The organism is Sphingomonas sp. (assembly GCF_965200105.1).
GTDB lineage: Bacteria > Pseudomonadota > Alphaproteobacteria > Sphingomonadales > Sphingomonadaceae > Solisphingomonas.
Genome location: NZ_CBDATN010000003.1, coordinates 141,651 through 162,274, shown reverse-complemented (window position 1 = coordinate 162,274; position 20,624 = coordinate 141,651). Strand labels below are relative to the sequence as shown.

Genomic DNA, 20,624 nt, shown 5'->3' with positions numbered 1-20,624 from the left:
CGCGTGGCCTACGTCGGGCGGCCTTCGGAGCCGATCGCGCCCAGCACCAGGCGGCGCATCATCGCGCGCGCGTCCACGCCGGCGCACCATCCGATCGTGGCGGCGGCGAGCGACGGTCGCGCATGGTGGCTGCGCGCGTCGCCGGGGCGGGGCGGCACCGCGTCGATCGCGACATGATCCCGCCAGTCACGCCCGATGGCGGCGAAGGCTTCCTCGACGAGATCGGCGAGCCGCACGCTGGTGCCGGTCGCGACGATCAGGTCGCGGGGCTCGTCGGCGGTGAGCATGGCGTGCATCGCCGCGACATGCTCGGGCGCCCAGCCCCAATCGCGCACCACGCTCACGTCGCCGAGCCCCAGCGTCTCGGTCGAGCCGGCGGCGATCCGGCGCGCGGCGGCGGCGATCTTCGCCACGACGAAGCGTTCGGGGCGGAGCGGCGACTCGTGCGTGAAAAGGTAGGCCGAACAGGCGAACTGGCCGTGCGCCTCGCGTGCCTGCCTGATCGCCAGCGCACCGGCGCACTTGCCCACCGCGTAGGGGCTGAGCGGCGCGAAGGCCGTGTCCTCGCGCGCGGGCCGCTCTTGCGTCGTCTCGCCGAAGCACTCCCCGGACGCCGCGAACAGGAAGCGCGCGGCGGGTGCGTGAGCGCGCGCCGCGGCGAGCGCGGAGGCAAGATCGGCCGCCGCCGCGAGCCCCGCCGCCGGTTCGTCGAACGAGGCGGCGACCGACGTCTGTGCGGCGAGCCAATAGATCTCGTCGGGCACCGTTTCGGCGATCAAGGCGGCGACGGACGCTCGATCGCCGGGATCGACCGTCCGCAGCATGACTATGCCCGCGATCCCGAGCATGTCGAGATTGCCCGGCACCGCTGACTGGCGGCTCGTGCCCGTCACATGATAGCCGGACGCGAGCAGCCGCTGCGCGAGATAGGCGCCGTCCTGCCCGCCGACGCCGACGATCAGGGAGCGCGTCACGCGCGCCGGGCGAGCGCGAGGTCGGCCTCGACCATCTCCGTGACCAGCGCGTCGAGCGGAGTACGCGACGTCCAGCCCAGTGCGTCCCGCGCCTTCGTCGGGTCGCCGAGCAGCAGCTCGACCTCGGCGGGCCGGAAGTAGCGCGGATCGATCTCGACGAGCGTGCGGCCGCTCTCCGCATCGCGGCCGACCTCCGCCTCGCCCGCGCCTTCCCAGGCGATCTCCAGCCCGGCGACCGCGAACGCCTTCTCGATGAAGCTCCGCACGCTGTGCGTCTCGCCGGTGGCGAGCACGTAGTCGTCGCCTTGGGGCTGCTGCACCATCAGCCACATGCCCTCGACATAGTCGCGCGCATGTCCCCAATCTCGCCTGGCATCGAGATTGCCCATGAACAGCGTCTCCTGCGCCCCGCAGGCGATCCTCGCCACCGCCATGCTGATCTTGCGCGTGACGAAGGTCTCGCCGCGCCTGGGCGACTCGTGATTGAACAGGATGCCGTTGGAGGCGTGGAAGCCGTATGCCTCGCGATAGTTCACGGTCGCCCAGTAGGCGTACAGCTTCGCGACGCCGTACGGGCTGCGCGGGTGGAAGGGGGTGGTCTCCCTCTGCGGCGTCTCCCGCACCTGCCCGTAGAGTTCGGACGTCGACGCCTGGTAGAAGCGCGTGCCCTCGCCAAGGCCGAGCAGCCGCATCGATTCGAGCAGCCGCATGGTGCCCACCGCGTCGGCGTTGGCGGTGTATTCGGGCGTCTCGAAGCTGACCGCGACGTGGCTTTGCGCGGCGAGGTTGTAGACCTCGGTCGGCCGCACCTCGGCGAGCACGCGGGCGATCGCGGCGGTGTCGGTCATGTCGCCATAGTGCAGCGTCAGCCTCGCGCCCTCGGCGTGGGGATCGTGGTAGAGATGGTCGATGCGGCTCGTATTGAACGACGAGGCCCGCCTCCGGAAACCGTGCACGTCGTAACCCTTGGCGAGCAGCAGTTCCGTCAGATACGATCCGTCCTGCCCCGTGATGCCGGTGATGAGCGCGATCTTGTCTGGCATAAGCAGGCTCCGGTTAGCGTCAGGATCCGCGTAGGCGGTTGATGTTGCGATCAGGTTTGCAGACGGTGCACCGCTCGAAACAGGCCGCACCGCCGCCGCCGATCGGGCACGCCACGGCGCAACGGAGCGACTGGTGGGTCCGGTGGGGTTCGAACCCACGACCTCTCGATTAAAAGTCGACTGCTCTACCGACTGAGCTACGGACCCGGACGCCGTTCGCGCCCTAGGGCACGCGCCGCCGGGCGGTCAACGGGTCGGGGCCGAAGCCGGCGCACCTCCAGCGCTGCAAGCATCACCGATCCGATCCGCCATCGCGGCGCGATCGCGGCGGCGGGGCCGAGCGCGAAGCCGCGATGCGGCAGGCCGGGATGGGGGAGGAGGAGGGCGCGCGTGCGCCACCGGCCTCCTTCCCAGGCGAGGATGTCGAGGTCGAGCACGCGTGCACCCCAGCGTCGTCCGCGCCGCCGCCCGAACTCGCGCTCGATGCGTTTGAGCAGTCGCAGCAGCGCTGGCGGAGCGCAGTCCGTCGAGACGAGCGCCGCCGTATTGGCATAGTCGCGCCCTCCGGGTCCGAGCGGACGCGATCGGATGGTGGCGCTCACCCGGTCGATCGCGAGCCCCTCCACCGCCAGCGCATCGAGCGCCGCGCGCAGCACCGCCGCAGGCTGTCCGTAGCGGCCGTGCGCGCGGTTCGATCCGAGCCCGATCAGGTAGCTTGTCGCCGCCACGCGCGAGCGCCTATCGCAGGCCCATGGCGCCGCCAATCCCCGTAGCTTTCGTCGAGCCCGGCCGCGACTGCCCGCTCTGCCCGCGCCTCGCCGCGTTCCGCGACGTGCAGCGGACGGCTCATCCCGCTTGGTTCAACGCGCCGGTGCCCGTGTGGGGTGACCCAGCAGCCCGCATCGCCATCGTTGGGCTGGCGCCGGGTCTTCAGGGCGCCAACCGCACGGGCCGACCGTTCACAGGGGATTTCGCGGGCGAACTCCTCTACGCGACGCTGCTCGCCAACGGCTTGGCGACCGGAACCTATGCCGCGCGGCCCGACGACGGGCTCGTGCTCACCGGCGCGGTGATCGTCAATGCGGTGCGCTGCGTGCCTCCGCAGAACAAGCCGTTGCCGGCGGAGATCGCGACCTGTCGTCAGTTCCTCGCACCTGTGCTGGCCGCGCTGCCTACGCTCCGCGTGGTGGTGGCCCTCGGGCAGATCGCCCATCAGTCCGCGGTGAAGGCGCTGGGAGGCACGCTCTCGCGTTTGAAGTTCGGTCACGGCGCCGAGCACGAGACGCCGGCGGGACCGCTGCTGATCGATAGCTACCATTGCTCGCGCTACAACCAGAACACGCGCGTCCTCACGCCCGCCATGTTCGAGGCGGTGTTCGCGCGGGCGGCGGCGTTGGCCGCCTAGCGCGCGATGGTCCACCTCACGCTCGCGATCGCGGACTTCATGGCCATCCTGATCGCGGCCGCGCTATGGGCGGGCGCGTCGATCGCCGGCACGGTGATGCTCGCCGCCGGCGGCGTCGTCATGACGCTATGGCTGGGCCGCACGCTCGTGCGGCGGATGCTGGCCCGGCGGGGCTGAACCTGGCGCCTGGGGGCTCAGACGTCCTCCACCAGGCGGCCGTAGAGTTCGGGGCGGCGATCGCGGAAGAAGCCGAACGCGGCGCGGTGGCGCTTCACGCGCGCGAGGTCCAGCGTCGTGACGATCACGCCCTCCTCCTCGCGATCGAGTTCGGCCAGCATGTCGCCGCGCTCGTCGCAGATGAAGCTGGTGCCGTAGAAGCTCTGGCCATGTTCGGTCCCCACCCGGTTTGCGGCGACGATCGGCACGACGTTCGAGACGGCGTGTCCCACCATCGCGCGCCGCCATAGCCGCGCGGTGTCGAGGGAGGTGTCGTGCGGCTCGCTGCCTATCGCGGTCGGGTAGAACAGCACTTCCGCGCCCATCAGCATCATCGCGCGCGCCGCCTCGGGATACCACTGATCCCAGCAGACGCCGACGCCGATCGTCGCGGGCGCGGCCTCCGGCCACACCTTGAACCCGGTGTTGCCGGGCCGGAAGTAGAACTTCTCCTCGTAGCCGGGGCCGTCGGGGATGTGGCTCTTGCGATAGACGCCGCGGACGTCGCCGTCGGGTCCGATCATCGCCAGGCTGTTATAGTGGTGCGGCCCGTCCGCCTCGAAGAAGCTGGTCGGGATCGCGACGCGCAGGTCTGCGGCCAGCGCGCGCATCGCGGCGACGGCGGGATGCGCATCGAGCGGGCGGGCTTTGGCGAACAGCTCCTCGTCCTCGACGCGGCAGAAGTACGGACCCTCGAACAGTTCGGGCGGCAGGATCACCTGCGCGCCCCTGGCCGCCGCTTCGCGGACGCGATCGGAGACGCGCGCGATGTTCTCGGCCATGTCCTCGCCGAACGCGAGCTGGAGGGCGGCGACGCTGATCTCGGTCATGGGCGTGCAGATAGGCGCGTGCGGTGACGGATCAAAGGCGCGGGATCTGCTGCGAGATGCAGTGCAGGCTGCCGCCGCCGGTGAGCAGGCGGTCGGCACGGATGCCGATCGCCTTGCGGCCGGGGAAGAGCGCGCCGATCGCCGTTACCGCCGGGTCATCGTTGACGGCGCCGTAGACCGGCACCACGACAGCGGCGTTGCCGATGTAGAAGTTCATGTAGGAGGCGGGAACCACCTCGCCGTCGCGTGTCACGCGGCCGGGCGAGGGGAGGAGAGCCACCTCCACGCCCGCCGCCTCGGCGCGAATGCGGGCATCGGCGTAGACGGCGGCATTGGGATCGTCGTCGCCCGCCGGTTCGGGAATTGCCAGCCGGTTCTCGCCGACGAAGCGCGCGAGATTGTCGACGTGGCCGTCGGTATGGTCGTGCGCGAGCCCGTCGCCCAGCCACAGCAGCCTGCGAATGCCGAGATCCTGCGCCAGCCGCGCCTCGATCTCCGCGCGCGACAGCGAGGGATTCCGGTTCGGGTTGAGCAGGCACTGTTCGGTGGTCACGCCGAGACCGGTGCCGTCGACGTCGATCGCGCCGCCTTCCAGCACCCAATCGCATCGCATCGCCGGCATCCCGCGATGCTCGGCCAGCAACGCCGCCAGTTCCTCGTCACCCGGCAGGTCGTACTTGCCGCCCCACCAGTTGAACAGGAAATCGCGCGCGGTGCCATCGCCCAGCAGGATCGGCCCGGTGTCGCGCAGCCAGACATCGCCGAACGGGAGCAGGATCGCCTCCGCCGCGTCACCCGCCAGGCCCCGTGCCGCGTCCGCGGAAGCCTCGTCGGCGCAGACCAACAGCACCCGTTCGCCGCGCCCGCCGGCGTGGACGGCACGCGCGAAGGCGGCGACCTCGGCGCGGGCAGGGGCGAGATCGTCCTCCCAGAGGTCCGGGTGACTTGGGAAGCCGATCCACACGGCGTCGTGAGGTGCCCATTCGGGGGGCTGGCGGGGAGTCATGCGCGCCGCATGACACTGCCCGAGGCCCGAGGCAAACCGGCTCGCGCGCCTAACCGATCGGCTGCGCACGACGCTTTGCGTCTGCTCGCTGCACATGCGGGGGTCTTAATGCGAGAAGGGGCGGCACCGTCGCCGGCACCGCCCCTTCTGAACTGCTCCGACTTGGCTGTATCAGCGCGAGTAGAACTCGACGACCAAGTTCGGCTCCATCTTCACCGGATAGGGCACCTCGTCGAGCTTCGGCACGCGCACGAAGCTGACCTTGGCGTTGCCGTCCTGCGCCAGATAATCCGGCACCTCGCGCTCGGACAGGCTCTGCGCCTCAATCACCAGCGCCATTTCCTGGGCCTTCGCGCCGAGTTCGATCACGTCCCCGACCTTCACCGGCCGCGACGCGATATTGCACTTCACGCCGTTGACGCGGATGTGGCCGTGGCTGACGAGCTGGCGAGCCGACCAGATCGTCGGCGTGAACTTCGCGCGATACACCACCGCGTCGAGGCGACGCTCGAGCAGACCGATCAGGTTCTGCGAGGTGTCGCCCTTCAGTCGATCCGCCTCGGCATATGCCTTGCGGAACTGCTTCTCGGTGACGTCGCCGTAATAGCCCTTCAGCTTCTGCTTGGCGCGGAGCTGGATGCCGTAGTCGGTCGCCTTGCCCTTGCGGCGCTGGCCGTGCTGGCCGGGACCATATTCGCGCTTGTTGACCGGCGACTTGGGGCGACCCCAGATATTCTCGCCCATGCGGCGATCGAGCTTGTACTTGGCGCTGCTGCGCTTCGACATCGTGACGTCCTCAACTGCGTGGACGGGCGGAATGCCCGTCATGTGCCGGAACCGCGCTGTCCGCGTGCAGAACGCGCGGCAGGGCACCCGCTTCACCGGACGTGCGGGGCCAATTGCGAAGTGCGCCGTCTGGCGCCCGGGATCGTGGAAGTCAAGCTCGCGGACGCGATGCGACCTGTCTGGATCAGTGCGGCGGCAAGCCCTGCGAGAAGGCCCGGCGCTGCGTGTCGCCGACCGTGTCACCATCGTTGTTGGCGCGTTCGCGCCACTGATCGCCGGTCATGCAGACGCGGTGTCCGCCCAGCCGGGAGCCGATCGGCACCTCCTCGCGGCACAGCAACCTGGCGCTGCGCGACTGCGCGACCGCGCTCTTCGAGAGACCGCCCGACGCCTGAGCGGGTGCGGGCGGCTGCGGAGGAGATGCGTCCTGGCCAGTGGCCATGAGCAGCGAGGCCAATCCCAATGCGACGATCATGACACCCCTCCCTGTCGTGCGCTCCAATCACGCATCTCGCGACGATGATCGGCAAGCGCTTCCCCCGACACGTGATCTCGGGCTACCGGGGCCGCCATGGACGAAATGATTGCACCCGACGCGTGCGGCACGATGGCGGAGGTGCGCGCCGGCGTCGACGCGGTCGACCGAGCGATCGGTACGCTGCTCGCGACCCGCTTCGGGTACATGCGCGCCGCCGCCCGGATCAAGCCGGAGCGCGGCATGGTGCGCGACGAGGAGCGCAAGCGGCAGGTGATCGACGCGGCGGCGGCCGACGCCCGCGCCGCCGGCTGGCCCGAGAACGCGGCGCGCGCGCTCTGGGAGGTGCTGGTCGAGGCGTCGATCGCCTACGAGATGGAGCTCTTCGATAAAGCGCGAGGCTAGCGCGGCCGCGGCTGGGCGAGGGCGGAGAGCACGCCCCGGAAGGTGCGTACCTCCTGCGCGGTCCAGCCGGGCTTGGTCAGCATAGTGCGCAGCGTCCGCCGCGTCGATGGCGCGCGGTCGGGCGGGTGGAAGTAGCCGGCCGCCTCCAGCATCCCGTCGAGCTGCGTGATCATGCCGTCCAGCTCGGCCTGCGGCGCGGGGGGATCGAGAGCGACCGCGGGCGGCTGCGCCAGCCCGCGCCCGCGCGACCATTCGTAGGCGACGAGGATCACCGCCTGCGCGAGATTGAGCGAGCCGAACTCCGGATTGATCGGCACCGTCAGGATAGCGCGCGACAGCGCGACGTCGTCGGCCTCCAGCCCCGATCGCTCCGGTCCGAACAAGATGGCCGCCTGCCCCGTGGCGGCGTGGATGTCGGCGGCGACCTGTGCCGGCGTCAGCACCGGCTTGCTGACGCCGCGTTTGCGCACCGTGGTGGCGTAGACCGTCGCGCAATCGGCGACGGCCTCGGCGACGTTCTCATAAACACGCGCGCCGCCCAGCACGGCGTCGGCACCGGAGGCGGCCGGGCCGGCCTCCGGGTTGGGCCAGCCATCGCGGGGCGCCACCAGCCGCATATCGGTCAGCCCGAAATTGAGCATGGCGCGGGCCGCCTTGCCGATATTCTGTCCGAGCTGCGGACGGACGAGGACGATGGCGGGGACAGCCGTCATGCAGCGGGCCCCGTCCCGCGCGACAACGGCTGCGCGCGGCTGCTGCTCGGAGTGGTCGTCTCGCAGGCCTTCACTTATCGGCTACGTCCGCGACCGAGCCGGCGAACTCCTCGAAGTCGCGCGCCTCCGCGAAATCCTTGTAGACGCTGGCGAAGCGGATGTACGCGACGGGATCGAGCCCGCGCAGCCCCTCCATCACCAGGCCGCCGATCGCGCCGCTCCCGATCTCGGCCTCACCGCCGGTCTCGACCTGGCGCTGGATGCCCGAGACCAGGCGCTCGATCCGCTCCGACTCCAACGGCCGTTTGCGGCAGGCGATCGCGATCGAGCGTTCCAACTTGGCGCGATCGAACGGCTCGCGACGGCCGCCGGACTTCACCACCATCACCTCGCGCAGCTGCACGCGCTCGAAGGTGGTGAAGCGTCCGCCGCAGCCCTCGCACTGGCGGCGCCTGCGGATCGCGGCATTGTCCTCGCTCGGCCGGCTGTCCTTCACCTGGCTCGCATCGTGGGCGCAGAAGGGGCAGCGCAATCAGCCCTCCGGGTAGATCGGGAAACGCTCGCACAGCTGCCGCACGCGGGCGCGCACGTCCGCCTCAACCGCGGCGTCCCCCTCCTCGCCCTTGGCGGCGAGGCCGTCGAGCACGTCCGCGACCATGTCGCCGATGTCGCGGAACTCGGCGATGCCGAAGCCGCGGGTAGTGCCTGCCGGTGAGCCCACCCGGATGCCGCTGGTCTTCACCGGCGGCAGCGGATCGAAGGGCACGCCGTTCTTGTTGCAGGTGATGCCGGCACGTTCCAGCGCTTCGTCGGCATCCCTGCCGGTGATGCCGAGCGGTCGCAAGTCGACCAGCGCCAGATGCGTATCGGTGCCGCCCGCGACGAGATCGGCACCGCGCTCCTTGAGCTTGGCGGCGAGCGCCTTGGCGTTCTCGACGACCGCGCGGCTGTAAACGCGGAACTCCGGCGTCAGCGCCTCGCCGAACGCCACGGCCTTGGCGGCGATGACGTGCATCAGCGGCCCACCCTGCAGGCCCGGAAACACCGCCGAGTTGATCTTCTTGGCGATGGCATCGTCGTCGGTCAGGATCATGCCGCCGCGCGGCCCCCGCAGCGTCTTGTGGGTGGTCGTCGTGACGACGTGCGCGTGGCCGAAGGGCGAGGGGTGAACGCCCGCCGCGACGAGTCCCGCGAAGTGCGCCATGTCGACCATGAAGCGGGCGCCGACCTCGTCCGCGATGGCGCGGAAGCGCGCGAAGTCGATGTGGCGAGGGTAGGCCGATCCTCCGGCGATGAGGAGCGTCGGTCGATGCTCCTTCGCCAGCCGTTCGACTTCGTCATAGTCGATCAGGTGATCGTCCGGCCGGACGCCGTACTGGACGGCGTTGTACCACTTGCCGCTCATCGCCGCCTTGGCGCCGTGCGTCAGGTGTCCGCCCGCGTCGAGACTGAGCCCCATGATCGTATCGCCCGGCTTCGTCAGCGCCAGCATCACCGCGCCATTGGCCTGCGCGCCTGAGTGCGGCTGGACGTTGGCGAAGCCGCAGCCGAACAGCTGCTTGGCGCGATCGATCGCGAGACTCTCCACCTCGTCCGACGGCTTGCAGCCCTGGTAGTAGCGCTTGCCCGGATAGCCCTCGGCATATTTGTTGGTGAAGATCGAGCCCTGTGCCTCCAGCACCGCGCGCGAGACGATGTTCTCGGATGCGATCAGCTCGATCTGGTAGCGCTCGCGGTCGAGCTCGTGCGCGACGCCCGCGAATATGGCGGGATCGGCCTCCGCGAGACCGCGCGAGAAGAAGCCCTCGGCGCGGATCTCAGGCCTGTCGGCGGGCTGGGCGCTCATGCGGGCTCCTTGACGGAAAAGGGGAGGGAAAGCTTGGCCACGCGTGCGGCGTGGCGGCCGCCCTCGAAGTCGGTTGCAAGAAATGCGTCGAGGCAGGCCTTGGCCATATCCTCGCCGATCAGTCGCGCGCCCATCGCGATCGCGTTCGCGTCGTTGTGCGCACGCGCCAGCGCGGCCGAGACCGGATCGGAGACGAGCGCGCAGCGGAGCGCGGGGTGGCGGTTGACCGCGATCGAGATGCCGATCCCCGATCCGCACAGCGCGACCCCGAAATCCGCCTGGCCGTTCGCCACTGCATCGGCGAGCAACCGACCGTAATCGGGATAGTCGACCGGGCCGACCCGATGCGGGCCAAGATCGATCACCACGTGCTCGCTCGCCCGCGCATGCGCGATCAGCGCAGAGCGGAGCGCCGTGGCGGCATGGTCGGAGGCGAGGGCGATGCGGGCGCTCATGAGCGGGGGCGGTCTCCGTTCGGCGGGCACCGTAGCGCAAGCCGATTCGATGTGCCGCCATCTAGGCGCTCGCACCGTCGTGCGCCACCTCGGTGGCGGCACCCCGCCGCGAACGGCTTGGCAAGCCGCATGAACGCCGGTAAGGCGCCGCCCGCACGACCATGACGACGCCTGCACGGCGCCGCCAGCCATCTCGCGGAGAGGTGCCAGAGTGGTCGATTGGGACGGTCTCGAAAACCGTTGTGGGTGCAAGCTCACCGTGGGTTCGAATCCCACCCTCTCCGCCACCTACAGTGTCCCACGAAGTCCAAAAATGTCCCTTAAGTGCCTGTAACAACAGGTCTTTCGGCCACTTGATGGATTTCACGTGTTCCTGCTATGTTCCGGGTCATCCCCACACAAGTGTGGGGCAAAACTCGGACCCAGATCGAGGCAGAATCATGGGGAAGCTGACGGTCGCGCAGATCCGCGACGTGCTGGCACCGATCTGGCTCAGCAAGCCGGAGACGGCGCGGCGCGTGCGGCAGCGCATCGGCGTCGTGCTCGACTGGTCCTATGCCAAGGGGTTCCGGACCACCGAGGCGCCGCTTCGCTCGATCTCACGCGGCCTTCCTCGCCAGCCCAAGCGGGACCGGCACCTGGCGGCGCTGCCGTTCGAGGACGTGCCTGCTTTCCTGGTCCGGGTGCGCGACAAAAGCACGATTGCGAGGCTAGCGCTGGAGTTCCTGATCCTGGCCGCGGCGCGATCGGGCGAGGTTCGCGGCATGCGCTGGCCGGAGATTGATCTGGCGAAGCGGGTCTGGACCGTGCCTGCCGATCGCATGAAGGCCGGCAAGGTCCACCTCGGCCATGGTGCGGACTCGCCGTTCGTGCAGCTGACGCTCTGCACGGCTGCGGCGCTCCTTGATCCGACCTATCTCCCGGACGGCTTCCCCAGGGAAACCGTTCTACTTTCTGCAATGAAGGTCGCGCAGGAACTCGGCGCGATCACCGACACGATCGCCGAACTCCGGCGGCACGAAGCCAACACGAGACATAAGCTCGGACGGGGCGAGATCGACCGCGGGCACCTCCCGAATACGCCAAACCTGCGAGGCCGCGTCGAGCAGGCGGTAAACCAGCTGCGCAAGGTGCAGGTGGAGACGGTGGCGATCGCCCACCTGCGGGCCAAGGTCGGGGACATCGTCTTCTACAACAACCGCAAGCACTGGAAGGCGGCGGCTGTCGCGATCGAGGCTTATTGCGAGATCGCTCAGGGGCGCCTCGACGACTCGATCCGTCCTCGCGCGTCCAGACCCGCCGACTCAATCATGGATGTCGTCGAGCCCCTGGCCCGAGCGACGGCGCTGACAAGGTTGACCAAAAAGCGCGGCGAGATCCCCGATGTGGTGCGACAGTCTCTGCTCGCTTGCTACGACGCGGCCCTCGCCGGAAACCACTATGTCGTCTTCGTGAAGACGGCCGAGCTGGGCATCTGGTATGGCATCCTCGAAGTTGGCCGGGTGGCGAAGGACGCAGAGGCGCTCGCCCGAAGCGCGCCAGCGGGGACCTACCCGGAAGCTGTGAGGCGCGTGTGGATCATTGCCGCTGGTTGTCACGACAGACTGAACGATAAGGACCACGCGAATCGCTGCCGCATGGAGGCGGCCGAACAGACGCTGAAGATGCGGGACGAGTCGGACCAGTCCGCGGTGAAGGCTCACTGGACCAAGGCGGCTCTGGGCGAGATGCGCCACCTGTCTGGCTCACGTGATCGCGTTCAGCAATTGCGAGACGAACTCCGCGTGCTGCAGCTCTCAGCTCAGGATGATTTCGGCACCTTCACGACACCCATGAACCTGGCTGAGACGCGGGACGAGATCGAAGCGCTATTCGACGGCATCTCGTTCGCGGACGCCTGCCAACACTTCTACCACATGCGGGCGAGTTCTCCCCCGCACTCGGCGTGCCGCTCCGCAAGTTCAACGGCTATCTGTTCAAGGATCGCACCGCCATCCCGCTCGTTACCGAGGAGTTGGAGGTGCTGATCCAGGCCGCTGAGCACACCTGGACCGAGGTCGAGCCCGCCATCTTCGGCACGCTGCTGGAGCGCGCGCTCAACCCCAAGGAGCGCGCCAAGCTGGGTGCCCACTACACCCCGCGCGCCTATGTCGAGCTGCTCGTCGGGCCGACCATCATAGAGCCGCTGCGCTCCGACTGGGCGGGCGTGCGCGTCGCCGCGACCGAGCTGATCGAGCAGGGCAAGGTCGACGAAGCGCGCCGCACGGTGGAGACCTTCCACACCCGGCTCGCGCAGACCCGCGTGCTCGATCCAGCCTGCGGCACCGGCAACTTCCTCTACGTGGCGATGGCGCGGTTGAAGGAGCTGGAGGGCGAGGTGCTCGACCTGCTCGTCGACCTCGGCGACGACCAGTATCTCGCCGAGCTGACCGGTCATACGATCACGCCGGAGAACTTCCTCGGGGTCGAGATCAACCCGCGCGCCGCCGCCATCGCCCAGCTGGTGCTGTGGATCGGCTACCTCCAGTGGCACTTCCGCGTGAACGGCGCCGACCGCCCGCCGCCCGAGCCGATCCTGCGCGACATCCGCACCATCGAGAACCGCGACGCGCTGATCGAATGGGACGAGCGCGTGCTTGAGCGCGACGCGTCCGGCGCACCCGTCACCCGCTGGGATGGCGAGACGATGAAGCCGCATCCGGTCACCGGCAAAGCGGTGCCGGACGAGGCGGCGCGGGTGGAAGTGTACCGCTACGTCAACCCGCGCGCGGCCAAGTGGCCGAAGGCGAACTTCATTTTGGGTAATCCTCCCTTCCACGGTGCGCGTACGGTGCGCTCAAACAACGACGGCGCCTACATTGAGGCGGTCCGTCTCAGTTATCCCAGCATTCCCGACCACGCAGACTTTGTCATGTTCTGGTGGCATAAAGCTGCCGTGCTCCTTGAGCGCGATAGCGTTCGCAGATTTGGTTTCATTACCACCAAGAGCATTACGCAGACCTTTTCCCGTACAGTTATGTCTTACCACATGGATGGTCCAACGCCCATTTCTCTGGTCTACGCGATCCCTAATCATCCGTGGATTGATGAATCAAATGGGGCATCGGTGCGGGTCGCGTTCACGATTGCGGGCGAGGGGAAAAGCGTAGGCAGACTTGTGACTGTGGGCCATGAAAAGCCTGCTCAAAATGGGGAATTTGAGGTTCAATATGCTGAGGAGATTGGCGTAATCAGCGCAGGGTTCCGGACGAAGGTCAATCTACAGAAGGCAATGAGTCTGCAGTCAAACGCCAGGCTATGCTCGGTTGGCTTTCAGCTGACCGGAAGCGGATTTGTTGTTGATGACGAGTTCGTCGATACTCTTACGCATGCTGAGAAAGAGGAATTCATACGCGGGCTAATTGGCGCACGCGAGATCGTTCAGAAGGCCCAGCATCGCAGGGTCATTGATGCTTGCCGTTTTCGCACCACGGGAGATCTGAAGAACGCCAGTAGCGCGATCTTTCAGCATCTGTTCACGCGTGTGAAACCTGAGCGCGACACGAACGCGCGTTCGTTCGTACGTGATAACTGGTGGATATACGGCGAGGCAAGAAACACCTTTCGCCCTGCGCTTAAGGGCATCAGTCAGCAGATAGTAACGCCGCTAACTGCTAAGCATAGGATCTTTGTCAGATTACCCGTGACGACCCGCCCGGACAGTACGTGCGTCATGATTGGGATGGGTGACAGCTATTATCTTGGAATTTTGTCGAGCTCGATCCATTTAGCATGGGCATTGGCTAATGGAGGGCGACTAGGGGTCGGAGACGACCCTCGCTACCTTAAAGCGGCCTGCTTCGATCCTTTCCCCTTTCCGGCAGACGTTCTGGGTTCGCAGCAGGATCGCATAAGTAGGGAGGCTGAGGCGCTGGATGCCCTCCGCAAGCGTGTAGTCGCCGAGCATGCCGACCTGACGCTCACCAAACTCTACAACGTCCTCGAAGCCCTGCGCGAAGGCCGCGCGCTCACGGCTGCCGAGCGCGACATTCACGATCGCGGGCTGGTCACACTAATCCGCCAGCATCACGATGCGATCGATGAGGGCGTGGCGGACGCCTATGGCTGGGGCGACGAGCATCGCGCCGGCACGCTGGACGAGGAGATGATCCTCACCCGCCTCGTCGCGCTCAACAAGCAGAGGGCGACAGAGGAGGCGCGCGGACTGGTGCGCTATCTGCGCCCCGAGTTTCAGGATCCCGGCTATCGCGCGCCGGTTGCGGGTACGTTCGATCTGGGCGAGACCGCAGTGGCGCCGATCAGCAACATTATCCCTTGGCCGGCGACCTTGCCCGAGCAGGTCGGCGCGGTGCAGTCGATCCTCGCCGCCGCGCCCGCGCCGCTTGGCGCAGCGGACATCGCCCGCAGCTTCAAGGGAAAGCGCGCCGCTACCGTCCGTCCGGTGCTCGATGCGCTCGCCGGACTAGGCATGGCCCGCCGCCTCAATGACGGGCGTTACGCAGCCTGATCGCTCCCGCCTTGCTGCGCGTCCCGCTCCGGCTCGGGCGCGAGGGACAGGCAGGCAGCATCGAAGTCGCGCATGGTCTGCTCCTCGATCGCGCCGCCCTGGCGAAGGCCTTCCATCATCTCGTGGACGGCCGCCATCGGCTCGCTCTTATACGTCTTAGTCGCCATAGCTCACCTCGGTCAGCCTCCCGCACGCCGCGGTCGCCTGGTAGCATATCTACGAGCGCCATGGTGGTTGAAGTTCGGCGCCGTCGCAAGTAGATATGTTTCTACATCATCGGAGGGTCGGACTGTGGGATCGACGACGCTGTCCAGTCGCGAGTTCAATCAGGATGCCAGCCGGGCGAAGAAGGCGACCGCGGGCGGTCCGGTCTTCATCACCGATCGCGGCAGACCTGCGCACGTCCTCATGAGCATCGAGGACTATCAGAAGCTGATCGGGAAGGGCGCGAGCATCGTCGACCTGCTCTCGGCGGATGAGCACGACGCGATCGACTTTGAGGTGCCGCGCCTGTCCGGCGAGCTCTTCCGACCTGCCGACTTGTACTGATGTACCTACTCGATACGAACGTCGTATCAGAGCTGCGCAAGGCGAAGAGCGGCAAAGCGGACCCGAACGTCGTCGCCTGGGCGCAGCCGATCGCCGTCGGCAGCCTGTTCCTATCGGCAATCACCGTGCTGGAGGTTGAGCTAGGCGTCCTGCTGATCGAACGGCGCGACCCGGCTCAGGGCAAGGTTCTGCGCGCCTGGCTCGACCAAAGCGTCTTGCCCGCATTCGAAGGCCGCATCCTCCCGGTCGACGTAGAAGTCGCTCGGCGGTGCGCGCGGATGCACGTTCCGGACCCACGCTCGGAGCGCGATGCGCTCATCGCGGCGACGGCGTTCGTCCATGGAATGACCGTGGTGACCCGCAACGTCCCGGACTTTTCAGGCCTCGATTTGGCGCTGCTCGATCCGTGGCAAACGGGCACGGAAATGTAGCCCGAAAAGCACAAGTGTGGGGTAAATGTGGGAGAGACTTTCGGCCGATAAGCTAAAAAGCCGAACAATCTAAGTAGGTTATACTTTCCCCTTGCGGACACCCTCTCCGCCAGATGTTGCGAATTTGCAGAGAGTTAGGGTAGTTGGAACCTGTGCTGCCCACCGTAATGCCCAATAGCATTGCAGTTGCGTTTTGATCCTGTTTTGAATCAACTCGTCGCGCGACCGTTGGAGAAAGCTCTTCTCCTGCGCGCCGGGCATGCATTCCAGCAGGTCACCGAATGGCATCTCCGCCATCCGCCGACCTGACCGGCGTCAACGCGCAGGCTGGTGAGAGCCGGGATTGGCTCATGCGTCGTTGTGGCGGTCGCCGGCATGAAGCGCGGCGCTGAACGCGAGCACGTCCTGTGCGAAGATTGCGGGCTGCTCCAGAGCCGCAAAGTGACCGCCACGATCGGCCTCGAACCAATGGATCAGATGATGATCGTGCTCGATCCACGCCTTCGGCGCGCGAAACATCTCGGCGGGGTAGATCGCAACGCCGAGCGGCTGGACCGCTCCGGGCCGGGGAAACTCGCCGCGCGCGAAGCTGTCATAAGCCTCTCGGTACAGCCGCATCGAGGAGGCGATGCTGTTGGTGAACCAGTAGATTGAGACGTTGCCGAGAAGATCGTCCCAGCTGATCGCATCGCGCAGGTCGCCATTGTGATCGGACCAGGCGTGGAACTTCTCGGTGATCCAGGCGCACAGGCCGACCGGCGAGTCCGACAGCCCGTAGCCAACCGTCTGCGGGCGGGTCCCCTGGACATGCGCGTAGCCCAGCTTGTCGAACTTAGCCGCCTCCTGCCGCGCGAGCAGCGCACGCTCCTCCCGCGTGCAAAGAGCCTCAGCATCATCAAGGCCCGCGGGAGCATCGGGCGTGACCAGGTTGAGGTGCAGGCCGAGCAGCCGGTCGCCAGCCAATTCAGGCAGGAAGCGCGCGATGATCGCTCCCCAGTCGCCGCCCTGCGCGAAGAAGCGTTCGTAGCCGATGTTCCGCATCAGCTTAAGGTGGCGCTCGGCCACCTGCTTCGGTCCCATGCCACGGTGCTGCGGAGCTTGCGAGAAGCCGTAGCCGGGCAGGGACGGGCAGACCACATGGCAGGCGTCCTTCGCGCTGCCGCCAAAGCGTTCCGGCTCGGTAAGCCGGGGAATGACCTCGAGGAACTCGACGATCGAGCCCGGCCAGCCGTGCATCAGCAGCAACGGAGTGGCGTGCGCATGCGGCGACCGTGCATGGATCATGTGCGTCGCCAGTCCGTCGAAATGCGCGATGAACTGAGGGTGCGTGTTGATCCGAGCCTCGTACCGGCGCCAGTCGAACCCGTTGCGCCAGTAACCGATCAAGTCCCGCAGATAGCCGAGTTCGGTGCCATGCTCCCAGGCGACGTCTTCCAGTCGGTCGGGCCAGCGTGTCGCGTCGATCCGTCGGTGGAGATCGTCGATCGCGTCGTCGGGGATCGCGACTTGAAACGGTTCGAGATGCACGTCGACCGCCCTTCTCATCCTCTACGTGCCGCACTCCGGGCCCGTGCCGACCGTCGTTCCCCGAAGCCGTCCGATCACGCGCGCGTTCAAGCGACCGGCGCGGGCGACCAGACCGCATCGGATCAGCCGTGCGGCGGCGTCAGTGCGCCGCCTCGGCGAGCTGGCGGGCAATTTCCGGGCTGGTCGGCTGCTTGAGTTCGCTTACTTCGATGAAGCCCGTACCGAGCCGGCCGCCCAGCTCGTAGTTGGTGCAGGCATTGCACATCATGTAGCCGTCCCGTTGGGTCTGCACGCTGGATCCGTCGCACCGGCCGCGCAGGCGATAGCCGGTGCCGTCGTCAAGCCATACCGTGGCGATCGAGCCCAGCGGGCTGACGCCGTCGCTTGCCATCTCGATCGCGAAGTCGACCGACCGGACCTGGTGCCAAGTGCCGCGGTCAAAGACATGACCCATGGCCTGCGTGCCGTCGCGGCCCACGACGCGGTAGATCGAGAAGATCAGATCGTCGCCAAACGTCGCCCAGTTCCAGCGATAGGTCAGGATGCTGCCCCAGTCGCGCGTTCCCCAGCTGCGATCCTGAAAGGCGGCGGCGTCGATCGCGTAATCGGTGCCGTCGATCGTCACGGTGCCGGCGACGCGCCCGAAATTCTCCCAATGACCGCGCCCCATCGAGGAACCGCCGACATCATAGGACAGGCCCACCGTCTCGCCCCTCGCGGCGTAGCGCAGATCGGCGCGCACGCGCCCGTGCTCGACCATCAACCGCCGGTGGGTGAGCGGTTGCTCCGAGCGCAACTGGATTGGCCCGATCGTGATGTCGCTGTAATCGGCCTCGGGCAGCGGAAGCTTGTTGTTGTGGTACTTCTCCACCGCTCGGCCTTCGTGGGTGATCCAGCACCATGCATCGGCTATGCCGCGCACGCGCTGCATCCCGGTATGCTGAAAGCCGCCGATCCGCTGCACGGGATCATACCAAGCGAGGCAGAAGGATTCCTGCCAATCGACCGAAGCGCCGTCTTCGGGCTCATGATTGTGGTCGTCGATATCGGTGATGCTCGTCATGCATGCTCTCCGTTCATCAGTCGCGGGCGAAATCGTCGGCACGTTTCATGAAGGCCGGGCGTACGGATACCGCGAGCGTCGCGACGGGCAGGCTGTTCCAGGTGCCCGCATCGAAACGGCCCGAGGAGACGGTGCTGAACGCCGCGTTGCGCAGCCAGCGCGCGGCACGGTGGAAAGCGAGGCTCTCTTCGGTCGCTGGCTGCCCGCCGGCCTCGCGATAGGCGGCCAGGAACGGCTCCCACAGCGAGCGGGTCTCCAGAGGGGCGCGCAGGTAGGCGAGCTCATAAGCCGGGTCGCCGAGCTGGCAGGTCTCCCAGTCGAGTACCGCGCTTACCCGGCCCTTGTCGAAGAGGATGTTGTTGAGCCCATAATCGCCATGGATCACGCGCACCGGCCCGTCGTTCGTAGGCAGATGGCGCCGCAGCCAACCGAAGGCGCGCGCGACGAGCGGCGAAGGCACCAAGCGGTTTTTCCGCCAATACCGCTCGTGATGGTCGAGCATGGCGTGGTTGGCCTGCGCGATCGTCTCGACCGTTTCGCCGGCCTGTAGAACCGAAATCTCCGGCTCGAGATCGGTAAGCCTTAGGCGATGCAGGTGGGCGAGAACCGAGGCGAGATCGCGGAGCATCTCGTCCGACAGGTCCGGTGCGGCCGACAGCACGTCGCCATAGAGCCGGCCCGGCGCATGATCCATGATCGTCACCTCGCCACCGAAACGGCCCCCCGCCGGCTCGAAGTGCCAGGGGCGGGGCAGCCGTACACCGGCGCGGTGCAGCGCCCTGGTGATCGTGAACTCGACATCTTGAAGGAAGCAGCCGGTCGGGTCGATCGGCTCTCCCTGGTTGCGGCGCATGACCAGCGCCATCGGCCCGAGTTCGCTGTTCTCGACGGCGAAACGGAAGATCCCCTTGGAATAGCCGCCCGCCACCGTTTCGACTGATTTCACGGTCGACGAGCCGGGAAGAAAATCCGTCTCGGCGAGATAAGCCTGGAAGGCACTCGCCGTCACGGGCGGCAGAGGAGCCACCTCGGCCTTCATCTCGTCCGGCGGGGCGGTCTGCTGATCGAGGAAGGACCGCTCCCAGGCGGCTGCGGCATCCTCGAACGCGCGCGCCGATCCGCTCGCGAGCAGGCTGCTGCGTTCGATCAGCGCCTCAAGCGCGGCGGCGATCCTGCCCCGCCGATCCGAGAGGATCGCGAAGCTCTGCTCGGTCGAGCTCTCGCCGGCGTCCGCCTGGATGGGCGCCTGCTCGCCCACGACCATGCGGCCCTGGCGCACGAGCGCCTCACCCGTCTTGATCTGCTCGACGAGGAGCGCGGGCGTGCGCTCTTCCCGCACGATCAGGTCTGCGAGCACCATGTCGATGCGCTTGGCCACGTCGCGCGCGCCGTCCGATTGAAGCTCGGGGAGCAGACTCTCCGCCACGCTCTCGCGAACGATACGCAGCAGCCGGAACGAACGCGGGATCGTTCCGGGTTGGTCGGCGCGATGCTCGCCCGCACCGAACTCCGTGTCTTGCACCTGTCGTCTCTCCCCCTCGACTACGGCTTCGCCGCCCGGACGCTCGGATCGCGCCTCCACTAGATTGAAAACCCACCGTCGACGGCGAGGCTCGTACCGGTGATGAACCCCGCCGCAGACGAGGCGAGGAACACCGCCGCGTCCGCTGCCTCGCGAGCCGAGCCGAAGCGCTGCAGCGCAGCGTTGCGCTTCATAGCCTCAACGAAGCGGGCGTCGACGCGTGCCTCCAGGCGGTGGAAGAGGCCCGTATCGATGACGCCGAGCGCGATCGAATTGGCGCGGATGCCGAAGCGGCCCTCTTCGCGGGCGACCGCGCGCACCAGCGCTTCGATGCCCGCCTTCGGCGCGATCGAGAGGATGTCCTTGGGTGCATGCCGGGCGACCGCGGCCGAGGTCATCGCCACGAAAGATCCGCCGCCGCGGCGCAGATGCGGCAGCCCCGCCTGAACCACGTGGAAGAAGCCGTTCAGATCGCGGTCAATGGTGCGCTTCCACTCGGCGCCATCGACCTGGCTGACATATACCATCGAGATATCCGCGCCGCTCGCACAGACGATGGTGTGGATACGGCCAAAACGCTCGCCAGCCGCTTCCAGGAAGGCGGCGACGTTGTCGGCGTCCTCGAGCCGCAACGCCTGTGCGGTCGCTTGGCGCCCGGCTTCCTCGATGGCGCGTACCACTTCGGCGGCGGCCGCCTGATTGGCGCCGTAGCTGAGCGCCACGTCGGTGCCGTTCTGCGCGAGCCGGAGGCAGATCTCCCGCCCTATGCCGCCGCTCCCGCCGATGACAACGGCGGCGCCGTTCGGAAAGAGAGGAGCTTCGGAGTGAATCACGGGAGACATCATCTGACGGCGGACTCACTCGGCTAGTA

Annotated in this window: 23 protein-coding genes and 2 tRNA genes; 8 read left to right on the top strand and 17 right to left on the bottom strand. The window is 67.4% G+C overall.

The window, feature by feature from the left end:
• Window positions 1-8: 8 nt before the first annotated feature.
• The 4 genes from ACOFKX_RS13505 to folK all read right to left on the bottom strand — a co-directional run bounded on the left by ACOFKX_RS13505 (window position 9) and on the right by folK (window position 2,745).
• Entirely contained in the window at window positions 9-974 is a 966-nt protein-coding gene (locus ACOFKX_RS13505; RefSeq protein ID WP_419827598.1) for a GDP-mannose 4,6-dehydratase, read from the bottom strand.
• Window positions 971-2,017, bottom strand: a complete 1,047-nt coding sequence (gene gmd / locus ACOFKX_RS13500) for a GDP-mannose 4,6-dehydratase (RefSeq protein ID WP_419827597.1) — start codon at window positions 2,015-2,017, stop codon at window positions 971-973. Before gmd ends, ACOFKX_RS13505 begins: the two co-directional genes overlap by 4 nt.
• Before the next feature lie 131 nt (window positions 2,018-2,148).
• Window positions 2,149-2,224 (bottom strand) — tRNA-Lys (locus tag ACOFKX_RS13495).
• Window positions 2,215-2,745: a 2-amino-4-hydroxy-6-hydroxymethyldihydropteridine diphosphokinase gene (gene folK, locus ACOFKX_RS13490; protein ID WP_419827596.1), complete on the bottom strand. Its 531-nt coding sequence runs from the start codon at window positions 2,743-2,745 to the stop codon at window positions 2,215-2,217. The genes ACOFKX_RS13495 and folK overlap by 10 nt, the downstream gene beginning before the upstream one ends.
• A 23-nt stretch (window positions 2,746-2,768) precedes the next feature.
• On the opposite strand from folK, the gene ACOFKX_RS13485 reads away from it, so the two are divergent.
• Window positions 2,769-3,422 carry a uracil-DNA glycosylase gene (locus ACOFKX_RS13485; RefSeq protein WP_419827595.1) on the top strand — a complete coding sequence of 218 codons (654 nt, stop codon included), beginning with the start codon at window positions 2,769-2,771 and terminating at the stop codon, window positions 3,420-3,422.
• A gap of 6 nt (window positions 3,423-3,428) precedes the next feature.
• Complete coding sequence (locus tag ACOFKX_RS13480) at window positions 3,429-3,599, top strand: hypothetical protein (protein WP_419827594.1); 171 nt, start codon at window positions 3,429-3,431, stop codon at window positions 3,597-3,599.
• Window positions 3,600-3,616: 17 nt separating this feature from the next.
• Here ACOFKX_RS13480 and aguB read toward each other — a convergent pair whose 3' ends face one another.
• The 4 genes from aguB to ACOFKX_RS13460 all read right to left on the bottom strand — a co-directional run bounded on the left by aguB (window position 3,617) and on the right by ACOFKX_RS13460 (window position 6,735).
• Window positions 3,617-4,468 (bottom strand): N-carbamoylputrescine amidase, encoded by an 852-nt coding sequence (gene aguB, locus ACOFKX_RS13475; protein WP_419827593.1) that lies wholly within the window; start codon window positions 4,466-4,468, stop codon window positions 3,617-3,619.
• A gap of 31 nt (window positions 4,469-4,499) precedes the next feature.
• Window positions 4,500-5,474, bottom strand: a complete 975-nt coding sequence (locus tag ACOFKX_RS13470; RefSeq protein ID WP_419827592.1) for an agmatine deiminase family protein — start codon at window positions 5,472-5,474, stop codon at window positions 4,500-4,502.
• A gap of 171 nt (window positions 5,475-5,645) precedes the next feature.
• Window positions 5,646-6,260 carry a 30S ribosomal protein S4 gene (gene rpsD, locus ACOFKX_RS13465; RefSeq protein WP_419827591.1) on the bottom strand — a complete coding sequence of 205 codons (615 nt, stop codon included), beginning with the start codon at window positions 6,258-6,260 and terminating at the stop codon, window positions 5,646-5,648.
• A gap of 184 nt (window positions 6,261-6,444) precedes the next feature.
• On the bottom strand, window positions 6,445-6,735 hold the full coding sequence (locus ACOFKX_RS13460; RefSeq protein ID WP_419827590.1) for a hypothetical protein: 291 nt from the start codon (window positions 6,733-6,735) through the stop codon (window positions 6,445-6,447).
• A gap of 96 nt (window positions 6,736-6,831) precedes the next feature.
• Between ACOFKX_RS13460 and ACOFKX_RS13455 the strand changes: the two genes are divergently transcribed.
• The gene (locus ACOFKX_RS13455; RefSeq protein ID WP_419827589.1) at window positions 6,832-7,140 is read left to right on the top strand and encodes a chorismate mutase; all 309 of its coding nucleotides are present in this window, start codon (window positions 6,832-6,834) and stop codon (window positions 7,138-7,140) included.
• Here ACOFKX_RS13455 and ACOFKX_RS13450 read toward each other — a convergent pair.
• The 4 genes from ACOFKX_RS13450 to ACOFKX_RS13435 form a co-directional block, all read right to left on the bottom strand.
• Complete coding sequence (locus ACOFKX_RS13450) at window positions 7,137-7,853, bottom strand: RNA methyltransferase (RefSeq protein WP_419827588.1); 717 nt, start codon at window positions 7,851-7,853, stop codon at window positions 7,137-7,139. The two genes, ACOFKX_RS13455 and ACOFKX_RS13450, sit on opposite strands and share 4 nt — an antisense overlap.
• Window positions 7,854-7,923: 70 nt before the next feature.
• Window positions 7,924-8,385 carry a transcriptional regulator NrdR gene (gene nrdR, locus ACOFKX_RS13445; RefSeq protein ID WP_419827587.1) on the bottom strand — a complete coding sequence of 154 codons (462 nt, stop codon included), beginning with the start codon at window positions 8,383-8,385 and terminating at the stop codon, window positions 7,924-7,926.
• A complete protein-coding gene (glyA, locus tag ACOFKX_RS13440) occupies window positions 8,386-9,699 on the bottom strand; it encodes a serine hydroxymethyltransferase (protein WP_419827586.1) in 1,314 nt (437 codons plus the stop codon).
• The gene (locus ACOFKX_RS13435) at window positions 9,696-10,154 is read right to left on the bottom strand and encodes an RpiB/LacA/LacB family sugar-phosphate isomerase (RefSeq protein WP_419827585.1); all 459 of its coding nucleotides are present in this window, start codon (window positions 10,152-10,154) and stop codon (window positions 9,696-9,698) included. Before ACOFKX_RS13435 ends, glyA begins: the two co-directional genes overlap by 4 nt.
• A 197-nt stretch (window positions 10,155-10,351) precedes the next feature.
• Here ACOFKX_RS13435 and ACOFKX_RS13430 point away from each other — a divergent pair.
• From ACOFKX_RS13430 to ACOFKX_RS13420, 3 genes are all read left to right on the top strand, one after another.
• Window positions 10,352-10,441: transfer RNA gene (locus tag ACOFKX_RS13430), tRNA-Ser, on the top strand.
• A 153-nt stretch (window positions 10,442-10,594) separates the two neighbouring features.
• The gene (locus tag ACOFKX_RS13425) at window positions 10,595-12,181 is read left to right on the top strand and encodes a tyrosine-type recombinase/integrase (protein WP_419827584.1); all 1,587 of its coding nucleotides are present in this window, start codon (window positions 10,595-10,597) and stop codon (window positions 12,179-12,181) included.
• Window positions 12,100-14,661, top strand: a complete 2,562-nt coding sequence (locus tag ACOFKX_RS13420) for a class I SAM-dependent DNA methyltransferase (RefSeq protein ID WP_419827583.1) — start codon at window positions 12,100-12,102, stop codon at window positions 14,659-14,661. Before ACOFKX_RS13425 ends, ACOFKX_RS13420 begins: the two co-directional genes overlap by 82 nt.
• Here the strand turns inward: ACOFKX_RS13420 and ACOFKX_RS13415 are convergent.
• Window positions 14,649-14,798 (bottom strand): hypothetical protein, encoded by a 150-nt coding sequence (locus ACOFKX_RS13415; protein ID WP_419827582.1) that lies wholly within the window; start codon window positions 14,796-14,798, stop codon window positions 14,649-14,651. The genes ACOFKX_RS13420 and ACOFKX_RS13415 overlap by 13 nt on opposite strands.
• Window positions 14,799-14,895: 97 nt before the next feature.
• Between ACOFKX_RS13415 and ACOFKX_RS13410 the strand changes: the two genes are divergently transcribed.
• Complete coding sequence (locus ACOFKX_RS13410) at window positions 14,896-15,210, top strand: type II toxin-antitoxin system Phd/YefM family antitoxin (protein ID WP_419827581.1); 315 nt, start codon at window positions 14,896-14,898, stop codon at window positions 15,208-15,210.
• On the top strand, window positions 15,210-15,641 hold the full coding sequence (locus tag ACOFKX_RS13405; RefSeq protein WP_419827580.1) for a type II toxin-antitoxin system VapC family toxin: 432 nt from the start codon (window positions 15,210-15,212) through the stop codon (window positions 15,639-15,641). Before ACOFKX_RS13410 ends, ACOFKX_RS13405 begins: the two co-directional genes overlap by 1 nt.
• A 348-nt stretch (window positions 15,642-15,989) precedes the next feature.
• Here the strand turns inward: ACOFKX_RS13405 and ACOFKX_RS13400 are convergent, their stop codons facing one another.
• The 4 genes from ACOFKX_RS13400 to ACOFKX_RS13385 form a co-directional block, all read right to left on the bottom strand.
• The gene (locus ACOFKX_RS13400; protein WP_419827579.1) at window positions 15,990-17,168 is read right to left on the bottom strand and encodes an epoxide hydrolase family protein; all 1,179 of its coding nucleotides are present in this window, start codon (window positions 17,166-17,168) and stop codon (window positions 15,990-15,992) included.
• Between the two features lie 139 nt (window positions 17,169-17,307).
• Window positions 17,308-18,231, bottom strand: coding sequence for a DUF7064 domain-containing protein (locus ACOFKX_RS13395; RefSeq protein ID WP_419827578.1), 924 nt, complete (start codon window positions 18,229-18,231; stop codon window positions 17,308-17,310).
• Window positions 18,232-18,247: 16 nt separating this feature from the next.
• Complete coding sequence (locus ACOFKX_RS13390; protein ID WP_419827577.1) at window positions 18,248-19,753, bottom strand: phosphotransferase family protein; 1,506 nt, start codon at window positions 19,751-19,753, stop codon at window positions 18,248-18,250.
• Window positions 19,754-19,812: 59 nt separating this feature from the next.
• Window positions 19,813-20,586, bottom strand: coding sequence for an SDR family NAD(P)-dependent oxidoreductase (locus ACOFKX_RS13385; protein WP_419827576.1), 774 nt, complete (start codon window positions 20,584-20,586; stop codon window positions 19,813-19,815).
• Window positions 20,587-20,624 lie beyond the last annotated feature (38 nt).

Coding starts and splice junctions, on each gene's coding strand:
- gmd (WP_419827597.1), bottom strand. CDS start 2,017: ATGCCAGACAAGATCGCGCTCATCACCGGCATCACGGGGCAGGACGGA.
- ACOFKX_RS13485 (WP_419827595.1), top strand. CDS start 2,769: ATGGCGCCGCCAATCCCCGTAGCTTTCGTCGAGCCCGGCCGCGACTGC.
- ACOFKX_RS13480 (WP_419827594.1), top strand. CDS start 3,429: ATGGTCCACCTCACGCTCGCGATCGCGGACTTCATGGCCATCCTGATC.
- aguB (WP_419827593.1), bottom strand. CDS start 4,468: ATGACCGAGATCAGCGTCGCCGCCCTCCAGCTCGCGTTCGGCGAGGAC.
- ACOFKX_RS13470 (WP_419827592.1), bottom strand. CDS start 5,474: ATGACTCCCCGCCAGCCCCCCGAATGGGCACCTCACGACGCCGTGTGG.
- rpsD (WP_419827591.1), bottom strand. CDS start 6,260: ATGTCGAAGCGCAGCAGCGCCAAGTACAAGCTCGATCGCCGCATGGGC.
- ACOFKX_RS13460 (WP_419827590.1), bottom strand. CDS start 6,735: ATGATCGTCGCATTGGGATTGGCCTCGCTGCTCATGGCCACTGGCCAG.
- ACOFKX_RS13455 (WP_419827589.1), top strand. CDS start 6,832: ATGGACGAAATGATTGCACCCGACGCGTGCGGCACGATGGCGGAGGTG.
- ACOFKX_RS13450 (WP_419827588.1), bottom strand. CDS start 7,853: ATGACGGCTGTCCCCGCCATCGTCCTCGTCCGTCCGCAGCTCGGACAG.
- glyA (WP_419827586.1), bottom strand. CDS start 9,699: ATGAGCGCCCAGCCCGCCGACAGGCCTGAGATCCGCGCCGAGGGCTTC.
- ACOFKX_RS13435 (WP_419827585.1), bottom strand. CDS start 10,154: ATGAGCGCCCGCATCGCCCTCGCCTCCGACCATGCCGCCACGGCGCTC.
- ACOFKX_RS13425 (WP_419827584.1), top strand. CDS start 10,595: ATGGGGAAGCTGACGGTCGCGCAGATCCGCGACGTGCTGGCACCGATC.
- ACOFKX_RS13415 (WP_419827582.1), bottom strand. CDS start 14,798: ATGGCGGCCGTCCACGAGATGATGGAAGGCCTTCGCCAGGGCGGCGCG.
- ACOFKX_RS13405 (WP_419827580.1), top strand. CDS start 15,210: ATGTACCTACTCGATACGAACGTCGTATCAGAGCTGCGCAAGGCGAAG.
- ACOFKX_RS13395 (WP_419827578.1), bottom strand. CDS start 18,231: ATGACGAGCATCACCGATATCGACGACCACAATCATGAGCCCGAAGAC.